Annotated in this window: 16 protein-coding genes; 9 read left to right on the top strand and 7 right to left on the bottom strand. The window is 54.0% G+C overall.

The window, feature by feature from the left end:
- Window positions 1-4 precede the first annotated feature (4 nt).
- Complete coding sequence (locus E2F51_RS19995; protein WP_134824342.1) at window positions 5-922, top strand: metallophosphoesterase; 918 nt, start codon at window positions 5-7, stop codon at window positions 920-922.
- Between the two features lie 11 nt (window positions 923-933).
- On the opposite strand, the gene E2F51_RS19990 is transcribed toward E2F51_RS19995, so the two are convergent.
- Window positions 934-1,827 carry a LysR family transcriptional regulator gene (locus tag E2F51_RS19990; protein ID WP_134824341.1) on the bottom strand — a complete coding sequence of 298 codons (894 nt, stop codon included), beginning with the start codon at window positions 1,825-1,827 and terminating at the stop codon, window positions 934-936.
- Between the two features lie 167 nt (window positions 1,828-1,994).
- On the opposite strand from E2F51_RS19990, the gene E2F51_RS19985 reads away from it, so the two are divergent.
- From E2F51_RS19985 to E2F51_RS19975, 3 genes are all read left to right on the top strand, one after another.
- Window positions 1,995-2,393: a cupin domain-containing protein gene (locus tag E2F51_RS19985; RefSeq protein WP_013202585.1), complete on the top strand. Its 399-nt coding sequence runs from the start codon at window positions 1,995-1,997 to the stop codon at window positions 2,391-2,393.
- Between the two features lie 57 nt (window positions 2,394-2,450).
- Complete coding sequence (locus E2F51_RS19980; RefSeq protein WP_134824340.1) at window positions 2,451-3,653, top strand: multidrug effflux MFS transporter; 1,203 nt, start codon at window positions 2,451-2,453, stop codon at window positions 3,651-3,653.
- 200 nt (window positions 3,654-3,853) lie between these two features.
- Complete coding sequence (locus tag E2F51_RS19975) at window positions 3,854-4,843, top strand: aldo/keto reductase (protein WP_134824339.1); 990 nt, start codon at window positions 3,854-3,856, stop codon at window positions 4,841-4,843.
- A 26-nt stretch (window positions 4,844-4,869) separates the two neighbouring features.
- Here E2F51_RS19975 and E2F51_RS19970 read toward each other — a convergent pair whose 3' ends face one another.
- Together E2F51_RS19970 and E2F51_RS19965 are read right to left on the bottom strand one after the other, a co-directional pair.
- The gene (locus E2F51_RS19970; RefSeq protein WP_134824338.1) at window positions 4,870-5,994 is read right to left on the bottom strand and encodes an MFS transporter; all 1,125 of its coding nucleotides are present in this window, start codon (window positions 5,992-5,994) and stop codon (window positions 4,870-4,872) included.
- Window positions 5,991-6,530, bottom strand: a complete 540-nt coding sequence (locus E2F51_RS19965; protein WP_013202568.1) for a TetR/AcrR family transcriptional regulator — start codon at window positions 6,528-6,530, stop codon at window positions 5,991-5,993. Before E2F51_RS19965 ends, E2F51_RS19970 begins: the two co-directional genes overlap by 4 nt.
- Before the next feature lie 362 nt (window positions 6,531-6,892).
- Here E2F51_RS19965 and E2F51_RS24240 point away from each other — a divergent pair, with 362 nt between their 5' ends.
- On the top strand, window positions 6,893-8,647 hold the full coding sequence (locus tag E2F51_RS24240) for a colicin-like pore-forming protein (RefSeq protein WP_305765435.1): 1,755 nt from the start codon (window positions 6,893-6,895) through the stop codon (window positions 8,645-8,647).
- An 18-nt stretch (window positions 8,648-8,665) separates the two neighbouring features.
- On the opposite strand, the gene cui is transcribed toward E2F51_RS24240, so the two are convergent.
- The 3 genes from cui to E2F51_RS19945 form a co-directional block, all read right to left on the bottom strand.
- Entirely contained in the window at window positions 8,666-9,151 is a 486-nt protein-coding gene (gene cui / locus E2F51_RS19955; RefSeq protein WP_256372259.1) for a colicin immunity protein Cui, read from the bottom strand.
- Between the two features lie 373 nt (window positions 9,152-9,524).
- Window positions 9,525-10,460 (bottom strand): alpha/beta fold hydrolase, encoded by a 936-nt coding sequence (locus E2F51_RS19950; RefSeq protein WP_134824336.1) that lies wholly within the window; start codon window positions 10,458-10,460, stop codon window positions 9,525-9,527.
- Between the two features lie 80 nt (window positions 10,461-10,540).
- Window positions 10,541-11,158, bottom strand: coding sequence for a TetR/AcrR family transcriptional regulator (locus E2F51_RS19945; protein WP_134824335.1), 618 nt, complete (start codon window positions 11,156-11,158; stop codon window positions 10,541-10,543).
- 127 nt (window positions 11,159-11,285) lie between these two features.
- Here E2F51_RS19945 and E2F51_RS19940 point away from each other — a divergent pair, with 127 nt between their 5' ends.
- Complete coding sequence (locus tag E2F51_RS19940) at window positions 11,286-12,242, top strand: D-2-hydroxyacid dehydrogenase family protein (RefSeq protein ID WP_134824334.1); 957 nt, start codon at window positions 11,286-11,288, stop codon at window positions 12,240-12,242.
- 10 nt (window positions 12,243-12,252) lie between these two features.
- Here E2F51_RS19940 and umuD read toward each other — a convergent pair whose 3' ends face one another.
- Window positions 12,253-12,672, bottom strand: coding sequence for a translesion error-prone DNA polymerase V autoproteolytic subunit (gene umuD / locus E2F51_RS19935; protein WP_013202564.1), 420 nt, complete (start codon window positions 12,670-12,672; stop codon window positions 12,253-12,255).
- Between the two features lie 257 nt (window positions 12,673-12,929).
- On the opposite strand from umuD, the gene E2F51_RS19930 reads away from it, so the two are divergent.
- The 3 genes from E2F51_RS19930 to otsA all read left to right on the top strand — a co-directional run bounded on the left by E2F51_RS19930 (window position 12,930) and on the right by otsA (window position 16,649).
- The gene (locus tag E2F51_RS19930) at window positions 12,930-14,111 is read left to right on the top strand and encodes an HD-GYP domain-containing protein (protein ID WP_134824333.1); all 1,182 of its coding nucleotides are present in this window, start codon (window positions 12,930-12,932) and stop codon (window positions 14,109-14,111) included.
- Window positions 14,112-14,434: 323 nt separating this feature from the next.
- Window positions 14,435-15,244: a trehalose-phosphatase gene (gene otsB, locus E2F51_RS19925; protein ID WP_134824332.1), complete on the top strand. Its 810-nt coding sequence runs from the start codon at window positions 14,435-14,437 to the stop codon at window positions 15,242-15,244.
- Complete coding sequence (gene otsA, locus E2F51_RS19920) at window positions 15,219-16,649, top strand: alpha,alpha-trehalose-phosphate synthase (protein WP_041692029.1); 1,431 nt, start codon at window positions 15,219-15,221, stop codon at window positions 16,647-16,649. Before otsB ends, otsA begins: the two co-directional genes overlap by 26 nt.
- Window positions 16,650-16,842: the final 193 nt, after the last annotated feature.

Below are 16,842 nucleotides of genomic sequence, written 5' to 3'. Positions count from 1 at the left end.
TGTTGTGTCTTATCCGCATTCACTGAACCCGTTGCAGCGAGAGCTGTTAGGGGATGTCGCCAGGCTATATGCTTTGCCCAACGTGCGTTCAGCCCCGCTCAACAGCACCTTACGGTTTGGGTTGATTGCCGATCCGCAATATGCCGACATTGACGCCGATGTCGCCAAGAATCTGTACTATCGCCATGCGCTACAAAAGTTGCCGCAGGCGATTGAGGCACTCAACCGGCAGCCGCTGGATTTTGTCGTCACGCTGGGGGATTTGGTCGACCGTGATTGGGAAAGTTTCGCGGCGATCCTGCCGGTTTATGAACGCCTTCACCATCCGCATGCGGTGGTGTTGGGCAATCACGATGCGCAGACCCTCACCCAACACCTCAACGACGCCGCCGCGCTGCCGAAAAGCTATTACGCCTTTGGGCTGCAAGGCTGGCGTTTTATTGTTTATGACGGCAACGATATCAGCCTCTATTGCAACGCGCTGAACGGCGACGATCGCGCGCAGGCGGAGGCGATGCTTGCCGACCTCAGCGAACGGCAACAGCCGCAGGCCAAACCCTGGAATGGTGCGGTAGGGCAGCAGCAGCTCAAATGGATTGAGCAGCAGTTGCAGTATGCCCAGCGGCAAGGGGAAAACGTGGTGGTATTTGGCCACTATCCGCTGGCTCCGCACAACAGCCATAATTTGCTGAACGGAGGGGAACTGGCCGAGTTATTTGCTGCTTACCGTGTAAAAGCCTGTTTCTCCGGGCACGATCATCGCGGCGGCTATGCCCGTATTGGCGAAACCGGCTTTTACACCCTGAAAGGCATGCTGGATGGCGCCGACACGGTGCCCTTTGCGGTGGTGGAAATCGAAGGGGATACGTTGCGCGTCACCGGTTACGGCGGTGAAACCAGCCATCTGTTTCCTCCGGGCTGATGAGCAAGCTATCAGTTTTTATATCTTACGGCTTCAATAAGCTTCGAAAATGCGGCCGTATGTTGTTTTCGGCTGGGATAATACAGGTAATAGCCGCTAAAAGGTTCGCACCATTCATCCAGCAGACTTTCCAGTCGACCTTCATTAATATGATGCTGAACGGTGTCCTCCGGCACACAGGCAATGCCCATACCCGATAACGCCGCATCAATTCGTGAGGCAAGATTATTGAAAATAAGCTGTCCTTCAACTTTAACCCGGATCTCTTTTCCATCTTTGCTGAACTCCCAGCTATACAGACCGCCCAGCGTTGGAAGCCGCATATTCATGCAGTTGTGATCCTGAAGCTGATAGGGTGTTTCAGGCCGGCCATATTTCGCCAGATAGTCCGGCGAGGCAACAACCGCCATGCGCCAGTTGGGACCTATTCTTACCGCCACCATATCTTTTTCAATCGACTCGCCCAACCTGACGCCTGCATCGAAGCGGCCACTGACAATATCTGTCAGCGTGTTATCGACCGATAATTCAACTTTGACCTCGGGATACGCCTGTAAAAATGGCTTTAATAGCGGCCAGAGTGTCGATGACAGTGCATGTTCACCTGCGGTGATACGAATGTTTCCCGAGACAGAACCGACATTATCGGTGATGTGCAGTAAGGCTTTTTCAATATCCGCAATCAGCGGACCCACGCTATCGATTAATCTTTCGCCTGCTTCTGTCGCTGCCACGCTACGCGTCGTACGCGTCAGCAATCGGGTTTGCAATCGCTCTTCCAGGCCGCGAATGGAATGACTTAGCGCCGATTGAGAAACGCCTAATTTCGCGGCTGCGCGCGTAAAGCTTTTCTCTTTGGAGACCATCACTAAGTAAATGAGATCGTTGAAATTTTCTTTGAGCATAGTCAGCCTTGTGCAAGCGTGGGTGGGACCCGGTCAGTATCCTCTATTTTGTCGGGTGGTTTTTATGAATTTTACTCATAGGTGCTTTTCGATTATTGACTCTAATCGTCACGCCACAGGTTTGCTAAAGTCATTGCACGCAATACACATTGAATAAGGAACGTCGCATGTTGAAAATTATCCCTAACGGCTCAGTGCCGTCTAACAAAGGCCCGGAGCAGTATTTTACCGGCACGGTTCGCATTGATGCGCCGTTCAGTGGCACCGAATCCGCGCGCGTTGGCGGTGCAACCGTGACCTTTGAACCGGGTGCACGCACTGCCTGGCACACGCATCCACTCGGTCAAACGCTGATCGTCACCCACGGTCAGGGCTGGATCCAGTGTGAAGGGGAAGACACCGTGGTGATGAATCAGGGTGACATCATTTTCATTCCCGAAGGCGTGAAACACTGGCATGGCGCCACGCCAGATAACGCCATGACGCACATTGCGATTGCCGAATCACTGAATGGCAGCCCGGTAGAATGGCTGGAAAAAGTGACCGACGAGCAATATAAAAAATAACGATTTAAGCACAGCGCGCCGGCAGAATATTGCCGGCAGGCAGTTTGAGAAACTTATATGGATGACGCAGCTCAGCGTTTGAAGTCCTTTACCGTAAAGTCGTCCGGCATGACGTTTGTATTTATTCTTAGTGCCTTAATGGCCTTTACCTCGTTATCTACCGATATCTATCTGCCCGCCATGCCGATAATGGCAAATGAACTGCACGGCGACGCTGAACTGACCATTACCGGTTTTTTAATCGGTTTTTGTATTGCTCAGCTGATCTGGGGGCCGTTAAGCGATCATTTTGGCCGTAAAAAACCACTGTTTGTCGGTCTGGTGCTGTTTATTATTGGCTCGATCGGCTGTGCGCTCTCTACCGACATCACGCAGATCGTTTTCTGGCGCGTGTTCCAGGCGCTGGGGGCCTGCACCGGTCCGATGCTGGCTCGCGCCATGATCCGCGACCTGTTTGGTCGTACCCGTGCCGCGCAAATGCTGTCGACGCTGATGGTGATGATGGCTATCGCGCCGATTGCCGGGCCGCTGATCGGCGGGCAGATGATCAGGGTCACCTCGTGGCACAGTATTTTTTGGCTGCTGGCGGTGATTGGCTGCGTCATGCTGATAGTTATTTGCTGGCTGCCTGAAACCTTACCGGAAGATAAAAGGGTCAAAGCCTCTTTACCGGGCGCCTTCAGCAATTATTATCTGCTGCTGAAGAATACCCAACTTATGCGTTTTACCTTATGCGTGACGTTTTATTATGTCGCTGCCTATGCGTTTATTACCGGTTCTCCGTTTGTCTATATCACTTACTTCCACGTCGATCCGCAGCACTATGGCTGGCTATTTGCCGTTAACGTTGTCGGGCTAATGGGGGTAAGTATGCTTAACCGAAAGTGGGTTCACCGCTATCCGTTAGCGTTACTGCTTAAAATTGCGACCGTAATTGCTGCGTTGGCCGCTGTGCTTCTCGCCGTCTGTGCCCGCTTTGAAGTCGGCGGGATCGTGATGGTTATTCTGCCGGTGTTCGTCTTCTTTTCCATGAACGGCATTATTGCCGCCACCTCCACCGCGTCGGCGATGGATATCGTGCCCAACGTTGCCGGTTCCGCATCAGCCCTGATTGGATCGCTTCAGTATGGCAGCGGCATTATCTCGTCAATACTGCTGGCCTTACTCAGCGACGGCACGTCCTGGACCATGGGCTGGATAATTGCAGCTTTCACCCTGGCGGCGGCGGTCATGGCGCTATCCGTCAAGGCAGATAAATAGTCTGCCCATTAGCTGCGCGCAATGATTAATGCACGCAGCTAATAACCCCTTGCTGATTACGCCCTCTAATCGAATCAATCCCATCAGGTTATGCTGACTCCTGAACGCACTCAAGCAGAGCGGCATGGCGCGTGAGGGAATGGCTTGCCGGCCGCAAACTCGACGTCTAATCACACAGAATGAAACCTGAGGAGAGAGAAATGCAAAAACGTTATTTGGGCAACTCAAAACTTGACGTTTCCGCACTGGGGCTGGGCTGCATGGGCCTCAGCCATGGCTATGGTCCGGCGACCGAGTCGCGTCAGGCTGTGGAACTTATTCGCGCGGCGGTCGAGCGTGGCGTCACCTTTTTCGACACCGCCGAGGTCTATGGACCCTACCTCAATGAAGAGGTGGTTGGCGAGGCGTTAAAGCCTTATCGCGATCGGGTGGTCATCGCCACTAAATTTGGCTTTACCTTTGGCAACGATAATAAGCAGCAGATCCTCAACAGCCGCCCGGAACATATCCGCGAAGCCGTTGAAGGCTCGCTGCGCCGTCTGAAAACCGACGTCATCGATCTGCTTTATCAGCACCGTGTCGATCCCGACGTGCCGATTGAAGATGTGGCGGGAACGGTCAAGGATCTGATCGCCGAAGGTAAGATAAAACACTTTGGCCTGTCAGAGGCTGGCGCAAAAACCATCCGTCGTGCGCATGCCGTACAGCCGGTCACCGCGCTGCAAAGCGAATACTCCATGTGGTGGCGTGAGCCGGAGCAGGAAATTCTGCCGCTGCTGGAGGAGCTGGGGATTGGCTTTGTGCCGTTCAGCCCGTTAGGAAAAGGTTTCTTAACCGGCGCGATTAAACCGGGCACCACCTTTGGCGAAGATGATTTCCGCAGCAAAGTGCCGCGTTTTACTGCCGAAGCGATGGCCGCCAATGAAAAGCTGGTGACGCTGCTGGGCCATCTTGCCGCAGAGAAGGGCGTGTCCTCGGCGCAGATTGCGCTGGCATGGCTGCTGGCCCAAAAGCCGTGGATTGTGCCTATTCCGGGGACCACCAAGCTCCATCGCCTGGAGGAGAATCTGGCCGCGGCGGATATTGTTCTGTCGGGTGAGGAGATGCATAAGCTGACTCAGGCGCTGGAAACCATCAAAGTGATCGGCGAACGCTATCCCGCCGCATTACAGGCGAGAGTCGGCGGCTAATCTCAACCTACGGCACGTTTAAACGCTCACTCAGGCGGCGAGAGCAGGAGCATCGCCGCTGATATCGCCGCAAAGGTCAGCAAAGCAGGTACCACGCCGGTGCCTGCAGAGAGCAGGCCAAATAACACCGATCCCGCAACCTGACCTGCGGCCAGCGCGAAGAAAACCGCCGCCACGCCGGTGGCGGGCGCGTTGTTTGTCACCGCCACACCGCTCACCAGTAAAACGCCGGACAGCGTGACGTATCCTGCGCCGCAACAGGCCACCGCCAGGAACAGCCACCCGTGCATCTGCTGACTCACGGCCAGCAATACCAGCGGCGCGGCCATCGCCAGTTGCGAAAGACGGTAAACCTGCCTCATGCCAATGCGCTCAGCCAGCGGACCGGTTAGCGCCCCCATCACTCCCGCACCACCCCCGACCAGCCACAGCAGATTGACGGTACCGGCTTCGACATTAATATGATGACGCAACACATCCGGGCCAAAATTCCACCAGGCTGCGCTGGCTATGCCGCTGAAGAAGGCGATCAGCATCAGGTTTAGCATGGCGCGTTGCAGCAGCGTTTCACGCCAGCCGGGCGTGGTTCTGCGGGCTGTAGTTTGCCCACGCGGCACGTAGCGCAGGATCGCCGGCAGGCAAGCCAGGGCAAAAAGGGTGAAGACAAGACAGGCTGCGCGCCAGCCTCCCGGCAGAAAGTACAGTACCGGCACTGACAGGATAATCCCGGCGCTGGTGCCGGAATTAATGATGGTATTCAACTTTGGTTGCGTCTCAGGATCAACCACCTGGTCCACTGCGGCGGCCAGCGAAGGGGAGGCTAAACCCGGACTCAGACCGGCGATAAACAGCCCGGCTGCCAGCATCGCGGGAGACCCGGCAGCGGCAATCACCGCCAATCCTGACGCGGCACAGCAGGCGGCGGCCGCTGCCATCCAGCGCGGGCCAAACCGATCGTCCAGCACAGACGAAGCCACAATGGCCAGACAGTAAGCAGCAAAGCTACAGGCCGAGATAACGCCCGCCATTTGCGGGCTGAAGGGGATATCGACAATCACCTCGGGCAGTATCAGCCCCCAGGAGAAGCGCGCCATGCCGTAAGTGACGGCAATCAGCGAGGTGCCGGCGATGCCCAGCGCGATCGTTTTCATCGGCGGGTACCGCTGGCGGTAAGCAGCGCTGCCGCCTCACCGGCGCGAAAGGCGGCATCAGGCCCGGCGACCAGCGCCGCGGTAATCGCCCCTTCAAACAGCATCCAGATGGCATCCGCCAGCACCTCGCGATGCTGGCCTGGCATATTGCGCACGCAGGCCGTGATGTATTCACGCATCTCGTAGCGATAGTCCAGTGCCAGCGCCGACAGCCAGACGTCCTGTTCGGCATATTCCCCCCACGCCTTCAGGAAGAAACAGCCGGACGTGCCGTAATCCTGCATCCAGCTGCCGAGCACGCTAAACAGCTGCGCGATGGCCGCCGGATCTTCCGCTGGAAGCAGCGCCGCAGAGAAGCGATCTTTCCGGGCATTCATCACCGCCTCGGTCAGCAGCTCCCGCGAAGGAAAGTAGCGATACAGCGTGCGGGTGGAGACGCTGGCTTCGCTGCATATTCTGTCGGTGCTGGTGGCATGAAAACCGTTGCTGTAGAACAGCCGCTCAGCGGCGTTCAGGATGTCCTGTTTCTTTTTCATCCTTTAAAAGTAAACCGATCGTTTTACTTTTGCAAATCAGCCTTGGAAAAATCGGCCAGCGACCTTGAACGCTTCCCTGTTCTGAGATTTGCAAATGGGGTATGTAATTGCGGCATAGGTTACGCCTTGTTCAAAATGAAAATTAACACGTTTAAAACAGGTGCGCCTTTATATTTAAACAATGGCGAAAAAAATTTAAAATTCGAACATGTTATTTAATAAAATTCATAAGGAACAGCTTCATTAACAAGATGATCATCCCAAAGCAATAGAATCTGCACTGATAAGATCGAGCGGCAATGACCTGTTGCGTGGGAACATAAATTCATACTGTTCCCATTAACCCTAAGGATGAGGTAAATATGAGTAACAGCAAAGATCAGGGAACAATGACGGTAGATGGTCCATCATCAACTCCTGGGTCAGAAAGCCCTCGCGGGAATAACGGCGGCGCTGGCAATAGCGGTTCTAACAAGGGAAATACAAAAAACTATTCAGGAATTTCCAAAACGGCAGGCGATGCCCTTGCCCAGTTATGTGGTTTGAATCCAACGGATTTCATTAGCTATTATGTTCGTGAAGACGGCGACGTTATTGGGATTGCATCAGCCTCTGCACCTGTTAAACCTACGGTAGATGGGTATGTGGTGGGAGTAAATCTTGGCCCTTTGCCGGCCAGTATCAGTGGAGGAAACAATAAAGACGAAGGTACTGGCGCAACCGTCAGTAAGCAAATAATAAATGAGGTAATCAACTTCAACGGCGATATTTCAGATGCGCGCATCGCCGCACTAAATAAGATTATTGCCGAGAATGCATGGATGGTGAGCAGCGGCCAGGCAGGCCAAAGGATTACCCGTGCTAAACAGGCAACGCGGGCGGCACAGGCTGAGTTGGCGCTAATTAATAACGTGCGGGAAAAACAGGCTGCTGAAGCCAGAGCAAAAGCTGAAGCGGAAGCTCAACGTAAGCAGGCCGAATGGGATGCAACACATCAGGTGGAGGCTGCACAGAGAAATGCGGAGGCTGCACTAGCAAATCTGAACAAAACCCGAAATGATGTCAATAATGCTCAAAATGCAGTCAATGCAGCAAATGCTAATATTGCGCCGAAAACGGCAGAATATAATGCTGCCCGTGAGAAGTATGAAATAACAATGCAGAATGTGAAGCGATTCTCCGTCTTTGCAAACCAACCAGCTATGCCTGGTTATCGTACATTCCTGGAATTAGGTAATATTGCCTTAAGAGACAGGAATGACATGAATGCCAGAAAAGAACAGCTTGATGCAGCGAAAAGCCAACTCAATGCGGCTAATGAAAATTTAAATAATGCCAATTCAGCATTGGCAACGGCACAACACAACCAGATTCATGCCGATAATACCCTCGCCGATGCCACAGCAAGAAGAGATGCCACTGAGAGGGAAAATGCGGCCAGGCGTGCGGCAGAAGAAAAGGCCAGAAAAGAGCAGGAAGACATGGCGCGTCAGCGTGAGAAGGAGGCAGAAGAAAAATCAAGCAATGAAAAAGAAGTACTGATCAAAGCCAGTGAGCTGGTTGCGGATATGGGCGACAAGTTGGGCGAGTATCTTGGGGATAAATTCAAAGCAATAGCGAAGGAGATTGCGGATGACATCAAGAACTTCCAGGGGAAAACCCTCCGCAGTTATGATGATGCGGTGGACTCTCTCAACAAGATTACCGCCAATCCCGCGATGAAAATCAACAAAGCTGACAAGATAGCGATTGTTAATGCATGGAGGAGTCTGGATGCGCAAGATATGGCCAATAAAATCGGCAACCTGGGTAAAGCATTTAAGGTTGCCGATGTGGCAATGAAAATAGAGAAGTTCAGGGAAAAGTGTATTGAGGGATATACCACCGGAAACTGGGCGCCGCTGATGCTGGAGGTTGAATCCTGGGTACTAAGTGGGATGGCTGCTTCTGTTGCTATGGCATTGTTGGGGGGTGTCCTTAGCTTATTTTCTCCCGTTGGAGTACCAATAACGGCCGTAACTATAGTTTTAATCATGCTTATTAGTATATTAGCATCGAAAATTGATGCTGAAATGGCTGAGAGGATAAATAACCAAGTCATCAAAATGGTCAAATAGCCCGTTAAAGAGAGGCGACTATCGCCTCTCTTTGAATTTTCTATAAATACCAATACCCATCCATAAATATAAATAAGTAAGTGTGTAAATTGCAGCGTACAAACAAATATAAAAAATCAATAGGAAAAAGTTATTCATCGATGCTAGCTTAAGTAGTTTTGCGGACGTGGTGAGCTCAGTATTTGCAAACAAGAAAGTATAAATATATATGGTATAAAATATCGTGAAGCATACATATATCTTCAATGCCTTCCAAACGGACTTCTCTCGCTTAAGCCGCAAAAATTCATGGGTCATCAAAAAAATCAAAAAAGCAAAAACCGGAGCCGTTTTTACATAAACATCCATCACTTTGCTTAATAATGGGCTTTTTGCAGACATAACAGCAGGGAGGTTAATTGTACTGCTCGCGATAAAGTTCAGTATCTCTACGTGCGAGTTATTTATATAAATAACAAAAACTACGAATAAAGGTATGATCGCTAGCGATAAAAACCAAAGCATTTTTATTACTGCTTTGTTAGTTTCATCCATTTCAGGCGTGGTGTTCATATTTCATCTCAATGTTAACATAACAATTGAAAAACATTGAGGCGCCAATCCTGCTAACAGATTTATGAGGCATTTGATATTTTATTTTAATGTCATCCATAATAATTACATCTCCTTTTATTTTTAACGTCATCCAACTGTCTGTTTGAACCCGCTATTTATACCAGATTCATCTCTACCATTCATCAGTAGGGGACCGCGATTCCTGGCATTTCCCAGATGAATCGCCTTAACTTTGATCCTCTTCAAAAAAGCCAGAAAGCGGCGTTGCTGGGAAAGCATTCTCACTCAGCAGCGCCTTGCCAGATCGTTTTACTTTTGCAAATCAGCCTTGGAAAAAGCCACTCAGCTCGCGGGCAATTGCTTCGGGCTGTTCTTCCGGCAGGAAATGGCCGCAATATGGGACCACGACGCCGGTGACATCTGCTGCAAACGGGCGCAACGGAGCTGCTATATCGGGGATCGAGCCCTGCTCGGCGCTGATGGCGAGGATTGGCATGCTTAACTTGCCGTTGGCCTGTAATTCCCGGTTTTGCTGTGCGGACAGGGCGGCGGAACGGTAATAGGCGAGGCCCGCGCGTAATCCACCGCTTTTCATCAGAATGCGCAAATACTCATCCATGTCAGTTTCAGAGAAAACGTCAGGGCAGGCGGTTTTGCGCTTCAGGAACCACTCCAGGTAGACGCGTTCATTTCCTGCGATCAGCGCTTCGGGCAGGTCCGGGATAACGTGAAAGGCGAAGTGCCAGGTTTTCCAGGCGGTATCCGGCGTCACGGGCAGGGCATCCGGTAGGGTGATCCCCGGAATACCGGCATCCAGCAAGGCCAGGCGCTTAACCTCGTCGCCGTATAAGGCGGCATAAGGCCAGGCTACCCAGGCACCCACATCGTGTGCGGCCAGGTAATAGCGGGAGATAGCCAGTGAGCTGAGCAGGCCGTGCACCTTTGTCGCCAGCGATCGGGTGTCATAACCCGTTTCCGGTCGATCCGAATCGCCCTGGCCCGGCAGATCCGGCGCAATAATGCGGTAGGTCGATGCGAGCCGCGCCATCACCTGTCGCCATGCAAACCAGCTTTGCGGGAAGCCAGCCAGCAGCACCAGGGTTTCGCCCTGCGGATTGCCGCCGGTGACATAGTGCAGTCTGACCCCCTCAACGTTGGCATAGCGATGCACAAAACCGGGAAGGGTGCTGTCAGCAAAAGTCGTGGGTTCCGCCTCGGTGCGGCGGGGCAGGACGCTTTCTGTTGTTGGCTGTTTCATCGTGGACCTCTTCAGTGATTGCCTGCGGGCTGGCAGGCATGTTTATTAGAAAATGTATGCTTCCTAAATGGGTAAATTTTTTAATCGAGCAGCTTCATCGCCAGCGTGATGGTGGCTTCGCGGTCGCTGATATTTTGCATCTTACCGACGATACGCATGCCAAAAATCAGGCATAAAATCAGTTCTGCTGCGGTCTCCACCGCCAGGCTGCCGGACACCGAGCCATCCTGCTGTCCCTGGGATAACAGTGAGGTCAGCAGGCTTTTATTACGCATCACCGCCTGACGCACCAGCGCTGACAATGCCTCGTCCAGTACCTGCAATTCCGTGGCGCTGCCGACCACCAGGCAGCCGCGTCTTCCTTCAATATCCTGAGCCGATTCCAGATAGAAGCGCAGTAGCTCAGCCAGTTTCTCGCGGCCGGTGGTGAACAGCGCCAGACGCTCGCGCAGCGCGCTGTTACGCAATGAGGTGTAACGTTCAAAGACCTGCAGGAAGAGCGTGCGTTTATCCTTGAACGCCTTATAGATGCTGCCCGCGGTCAGGTTCATCGCCTCGCCCAATTCCGCAATCGAGGCGGCGTGAAAGCCTTTTTCCCGGAACACCAGCATGGCGTTATCCAGCGCCAGGCCGGTATCAAACTCGCGTGGGCGGCCGCGCTCTTTGCTGGGCTGGGGCAGAAGGGATGTATTGTTCATAGGTATCAAATAAGGGAACGATTATTTCCAAAATGCCAGAAAGCGGGGTGACTGGCAAGAGAGTTCTCGCTCAGCAGCCCATCGGGCATTATTCTGATAGGCACCTCGTCAGTCTCAGGAGAAGCTCGTGGTTATACCTATTGCGATACCGGATGATTACCAGCGGGCAACCGCTCAGCTTGATTTCCTGCACGATAATCCAGCCTTCCAGTGCCGCGCGCTGGGCGACCTGGCGGACGATCCGCATGCCAGCGAAGTGCTGGCGACGGCTCAGGCGCTGATTTTGATCCGCGAGCGTACGCAGATTGATGCTGCGTTTCTGCAAAAAACGCCAGAGCTTAAGGTAATCAGCCAGACGGGCAAAGTGGCGCGTAATATCGATCTGGCGGCCTGCCAGCGGGCTGGCGTGGCGGTGGTGGAAGGAACCGGCTCGCCGGTGGCGCCTGCAGAACTGACCTGGCTGCTGATTATGGCTTCCCGCCGTAAGCTGGTGTCCTCGGTGAATGCCATGGCCGCCGGACGCTGGCAAACGGAGATCGGCAGGGCGGTTAACCGGCAAACCCTCGGCATCCTTGGCTACGGCAAAATTGGCAAGCTGATTGCCGGTTATGCCCGTGCCTTTAGTATGCAGGTGCAGGTATGGGGTAGCGAACGCGCCCGCGAGGAAGCGCTGCGCGATGGTCACAGCGTGCCCACCGATCGCACCGCCTTGTTTGCCACCAGCGATATCCTGACAATCCACCTGCGACTGGTCGAGGCCACCGCAGCCAGCATAACCCAGGCCGATCTGCTGGCGATGAAACCGGATGCGCTGTTTGTGAATACCAGCAGGGCCGAGCTGGTCGCGCCCGGTGCGCTACTGCATGCCCTGGGTCAGGGACGTCCGGGCTTTGCCGCGCTGGATGTCTACGAGCAGGAGCCGGTGTACGATCCGGCCTCGCCGCTGTTGCAGATGCCGAACGTGCTCTGTACGCCGCACCTCGGTTACGTCGAGCAGGCCAGCTACGAGGCCTATTTCCGCGTGGCGTTCGACAACCTCACCCGTTTTTTTGCCGGCGATCGGTCACAGGTGATCAACCCCTGAGTTCACTCTCTCAGCGCGCCGCATAAATAATAAAGGTCACCACGCCGAACACGCTCAGCCCGGCTTCGTCGTCGATATCGATGGCGGCGTAGCTGGGGTTCATCGGCAGCAGCTTCACCGAAGGCGTCAGCTGCAATTTCTTCAGGGTGAATTCACCATCAATGGCGGCAATCACCCGATCGCCATGCTGTGGCTTTAACGAGCTGTCTACCACCAGCATATCGCCGTCGTTAATATTGCCCTCGATCATCGAATTTCCCGCCGCGCGGATAAAGTAGGTCGCGCTGGGATGGCTGACCAGCAGTTCATTCAGGTCTATCCGCGATTCCACGTAATCGGCCGCTGGCGAGGGAAACCCGCAGGCGACCCGTTCAACGAACAACGGGATGGTGAGAGGACGCGGAGAAACAACAAGTTGGTGCATGTGCATAATGATGACTCAATGTTACTGTGTTTATATACAGTATTATCAATCCGCGCTGGCAATCAACCTCTGAATCTGCGGAAAAACCTACGCGCTTGTTCTGCTGAGGAATTTAGTTTCTGCCTGAAAAAACGGGGCGGAATTGCGGCCTGCGTAAATGTAAAAATTAAGTAAAAGATGCGGTCCCTCGCCGCATTCACTGAAGCTTTTTCAGGCAAGGCCGATACCTGTGCTGAATGGAGGAACTGGCAAAGAGGCACAGGATGATCAGGCGAATTCAGGTACAGGCGCTGCGCGTTGGGATGTATGTGCATAAGCTGGAGGTTTTCTGGCTCAAGCATCCGCTCGTCCACAACGACATGCTGCTGACCACCGATCTGCAGATCCAGGTGATTGCAGAAAACGGCATTAAAGAAGTCTGGATCGATCTGTCTAAAGGGCGGGCGCCGGACGAAACAGAAACAGAGATTGAAGAAGACCAGGCGGACGTGCCGCGTGGTCCCATCAGCATGCATCAAGAAGTTGAGCAGGCGCAGGCGATTTGCCTGAATGCCAAAGGGCAGGTAATGGATATGTTCAGCGATGCCCGGCTGGGACGTACCATTGACACTGTCAGCACGCTGCCGCTGGTGGTTGAAATCGGCGGATCGATCAGCCGGCATCCTGCCGCGCTGCTGAGCGTGGTGCGGCTGAAAACCCATGATGATTACACCTATCTGCATTCGGTCGCCGTCTGCGCGCTGATGGTGTCGCTGGCCAGGCAGCTGCAGCTGGAAGAAGAGCAGGTGCGGCGGGCGGGAACCGCCGGGCTGCTGCATGACGTGGGAAAAGCCGGGATCTCGCTGGACATCCTTAACAAGCCCGGCAAGCTGACCGACGCCGAGTTCGACATCATGAAACAGCATCCGGTGATTGGCGAAGCGCTGCTGCGAAAAAGCGGCGGCGGCGAAGATCTGCTGGACGTGGCGTTACACCACCATGAAAAATTCGATGGCCGTGGCTATCCGCATGGCCTGGCCGGTGAAAAAATCTCGCTGCTGGCGCGGATGGCGGCGGTCTGCGACGTCTATGATGCGGTGACCTCTAACCGGCCTTATAAGGCAGGCTGGAATCCGGCCAGCGCCATGCACCAAATGGCCAGCTGGGAAGGGCACTTCGACCGCAAGGTGTTTTTCGCCTTTGTGAAGGCGGTGGGCATCTATCCGGTGGGCTCCACCGTGCGTCTCGCCTCAGGACGCATTGCGGTGGTCGCCGAGCCGGGCGGAGGCTCACTGCTGCAACCCAAAGTCTGCGTTTTTTATTCACTGGTCACCAACCAGAGGCTGTCACCGGAGATCGTCGACCTCGCCGATCGCTTCTGCTGGGACAGCATCACCGGCCCGGAAGAGTCCACGAACTGGCACGGCATCAATGTTGACGCGCTGTGGATGAAGCCGGTAGCCTGAAGGTCGAGTAAAGGCGGATCGTTCCGCCTGAACAATTACCCGTTTCACTCACAGTTTTTCCGAGTCATTCCCGCTAAACATTTCGCCTTTCTCCTATGTCTTTTTCCCCAGTAATTTGGCAGGCTGGATGCATCGATCCGGGCTCAAAGCCGCGTATTGTCTGGCAGAGTCGGGATCAGCGTCTATACTGAATGCTGATATTGCTGCGTTTTCCTCGTGCGTTGTGGGTGATCAGATACGCCATCTGACCCTCCCCCGTGAGTTGGGCCGTAACACAGCCTGATGAACGTATCGCCGTAACACACTCAATCAGGAGGAATACTTTGAACACCCAGAATGAATCCGCGCCCCCGTTATCCGCCAGCGGCCGGTATGCTTTTTTCTTCGATGTCGATGGTACTCTGGCTGCCATTCAGTCCCGTCCGGATGAAGTGTTTATCCCCGGAGAAGTGATTTCTCACCTGGACCGCCTCAGCCGCCTGACCGATGGCGCGCTGGCACTGGTTTCGGGCCGGCCGATGTCTGAGCTGGACGCGTTAGTCGCACCCTTACACCTCCCACTGGCTGGCGTTCACGGTGCTGAACGACGCGACGGCCAGGACAACATTGAACGCCTGTCCCTGCCGGATGACGTCGCCTGTTCGCTCTCTGCTTTACTGGGCGACGCGATGGCAAAAATGCCGGATACCCAACTTGAAACCAAAGGAATGGCCTTCGCGCTGCACTACCGGCGTGCGGAACACTATCAGCAGGACGTGCTGGCGCTGGCCGAGGCGATGGTCGAACGTTTCCCGGTGCTGGCTCTGCAACCGGGCAAATGTGTGGTTGAGCTGAAACCGAAAGGCGTCAGTAAAGGGGCTGCGATTGACGCGATCATGCAGCAGGCCCCGTTCGCCGGCAGAACGCCTGTGTTCATCGGCGACGATGTGACAGATGAAGCCGGATTTAAGGTTATCAATGCTATGGACGGCATCGCCATTAAAGTGGGCGAGGGACCAACGGAGGCCGGCTACCGGTTACCGGACGTCGCTGCGGTTTACCACTGGCTTGAACAAACACTATTACAACTAGATCAAGACGAAACAACGTCGGTAAGGAGTCAAGGTTATGAGTCGCTTAGTAGTCGTATCTAACCGCATCGCTGTACCTGATGGGACCAAGGCCAGCGCAGGCGGTCTGACTGTCGGGATCGTGGATGCCCTGAAAACCACCGGTGGACTGTGGTTTGGCTGGAACGGCGAAATCAATGAAATCGGTGAAGATGACGAAGATATGGACCTGTTCGAACAGGACAACGTCACCTACGCCTCTTTCGGGCTGAATCAAAACGATTACGACCTGTATTATCTGCAGTTCTCCAATGCCGTGCTGTGGCCCGCTTTCCACTACCGGCTTGACCTGGTTAACTTCCAGCGTGAAGCGTGGGAAGGCTACTGCAACGTCAACACGCTGTTGGCTAACCGCCTGCTGCCGCTGCTGAAGCCGGATGATGTGCTGTGGATCCACGATTATCACCTGCTGCCATTTGCGGCCGCGCTGCGTAAGCTGGGCGTGAATAACCGCATCGGATTCTTCCTGCATATTCCGTTCCCAACGCCGGAAATCTTCAATGCGCTGCCGCCGCACAATGAGCTGCTGGAAATGATGTGTGATTACGATCTGCTGGGCTTCCAGACAGAAAGTGACCGCACGGCGTTCCTCGAATGCCTGTCGCTGATGACGCAGTTGCAGACTGACGGTAAGCAGCATCGCGCCTTTGGCAACACCTTCGCCACTGAGGTCTACCCGATCGGCATCGAGCCAGACAGCATTAAAGAGATGGCGGAAGGGCCATTGCCGCCGAAGATGGCTGCAATGAAAAAAGATCTGGGCGATGCGAAAAACATCATTGCCTGTGAGCGTCTGGATTATTCCAAAGGGCTGCCTGAGCGTTTCCTCGCTTATGAAGCGCTGCTGGAGAACTATCCTGAGCATCACGGCAAGATCCGTTATTCGCAGATTGCCCCGACCTCGCGCGGTGACGTGCAGGCCTATCAGGACATTCGCCATCAGCTGGAAACGGAAGCCGGTCGCATTAACGGTAAATACGGCACGCTGGGCTGGACGCCGCTGTATTACCTTAATCAGCACTTCGATCGCCGTCTGCTGATGAAAATCTTCCGCCTGACCGATATTGGTCTGGTGACGCCGCTGCGTGATGGCATGAACCTGGTGGCGAAAGAATATGTCGCCGCACAGGACCCGAACGATCCGGGTGTGCTGGTGCTGTCTCGCTTTGCCGGTGCCGCCAACGAGCTCACCTCCGCACTGATTGTGAACCCTTACGATCGTGATGAAGTGGCCGCCGCGTTGAACCAGGCAGCGACCATGCCGTTGAACGAGCGTATCTCTCGTTATAACGACATGATGGCCGTGCTGCGCCGCAACGATATCAGTAACTGGCGTAAAACCTATCTGAAGGATTTGCAGGCTGTAAAGCTGCGCACACCGGAGCAGGGGGAGGCCAATAAGGTCGCCACCTTTCCGCGACTAGCATAATCTGTGCCAGTAACCAAAAGGGCGATCTCAGATCGCCCTTTTTTTCGACCAAAATCAGCACCATAAATGAGACAGGGGTCTAAGTTTTCCTCAAAAAAGAGCCATTTATAAGAAAAATAACGAAAATTGACCCTTTTCACTAAAGATTGTCTGCAGTGTGCCGATACTTACCCTGATAGCTCACAATTCCGCT

Origin of the sequence: Erwinia sp. QL-Z3 (assembly GCF_004551645.1) — a bacterium.
Classification (GTDB): Bacteria; Pseudomonadota; Gammaproteobacteria; order Enterobacterales; family Enterobacteriaceae; genus Erwinia; species Erwinia billingiae.
This window is presented reverse-complemented; position numbering and strand designations above follow the sequence as displayed.

Excerpts from the sequence above, each read along its gene's own strand:
- E2F51_RS19990 (WP_134824341.1), bottom strand. The coding sequence starts at position 1,827 with ATGCTCAAAGAAAATTTCAACGATCTCATTTACTTAGTGATGGTCTCC.
- E2F51_RS19985 (WP_013202585.1), top strand. The coding sequence starts at position 1,995 with ATGTTGAAAATTATCCCTAACGGCTCAGTGCCGTCTAACAAAGGCCCG.
- E2F51_RS19980 (WP_134824340.1), top strand. The coding sequence starts at position 2,451 with ATGGATGACGCAGCTCAGCGTTTGAAGTCCTTTACCGTAAAGTCGTCC.
- E2F51_RS19975 (WP_134824339.1), top strand. The coding sequence starts at position 3,854 with ATGCAAAAACGTTATTTGGGCAACTCAAAACTTGACGTTTCCGCACTG.
- E2F51_RS19970 (WP_134824338.1), bottom strand. The coding sequence starts at position 5,994 with ATGAAAACGATCGCGCTGGGCATCGCCGGCACCTCGCTGATTGCCGTC.
- E2F51_RS19965 (WP_013202568.1), bottom strand. The coding sequence starts at position 6,530 with ATGAAAAAGAAACAGGACATCCTGAACGCCGCTGAGCGGCTGTTCTAC.
- E2F51_RS24240 (WP_305765435.1), top strand. The coding sequence starts at position 6,893 with ATGAGTAACAGCAAAGATCAGGGAACAATGACGGTAGATGGTCCATCA.
- cui (WP_256372259.1), bottom strand. The coding sequence starts at position 9,151 with ATGCTTTGGTTTTTATCGCTAGCGATCATACCTTTATTCGTAGTTTTT.
- E2F51_RS19950 (WP_134824336.1), bottom strand. The coding sequence starts at position 10,460 with ATGAAACAGCCAACAACAGAAAGCGTCCTGCCCCGCCGCACCGAGGCG.
- E2F51_RS19945 (WP_134824335.1), bottom strand. The coding sequence starts at position 11,158 with ATGAACAATACATCCCTTCTGCCCCAGCCCAGCAAAGAGCGCGGCCGC.
- umuD (WP_013202564.1), bottom strand. The coding sequence starts at position 12,672 with ATGCACATGCACCAACTTGTTGTTTCTCCGCGTCCTCTCACCATCCCG.
- E2F51_RS19930 (WP_134824333.1), top strand. The coding sequence starts at position 12,930 with ATGATCAGGCGAATTCAGGTACAGGCGCTGCGCGTTGGGATGTATGTG.
- otsA (WP_041692029.1), top strand. The coding sequence starts at position 15,219 with ATGAGTCGCTTAGTAGTCGTATCTAACCGCATCGCTGTACCTGATGGG.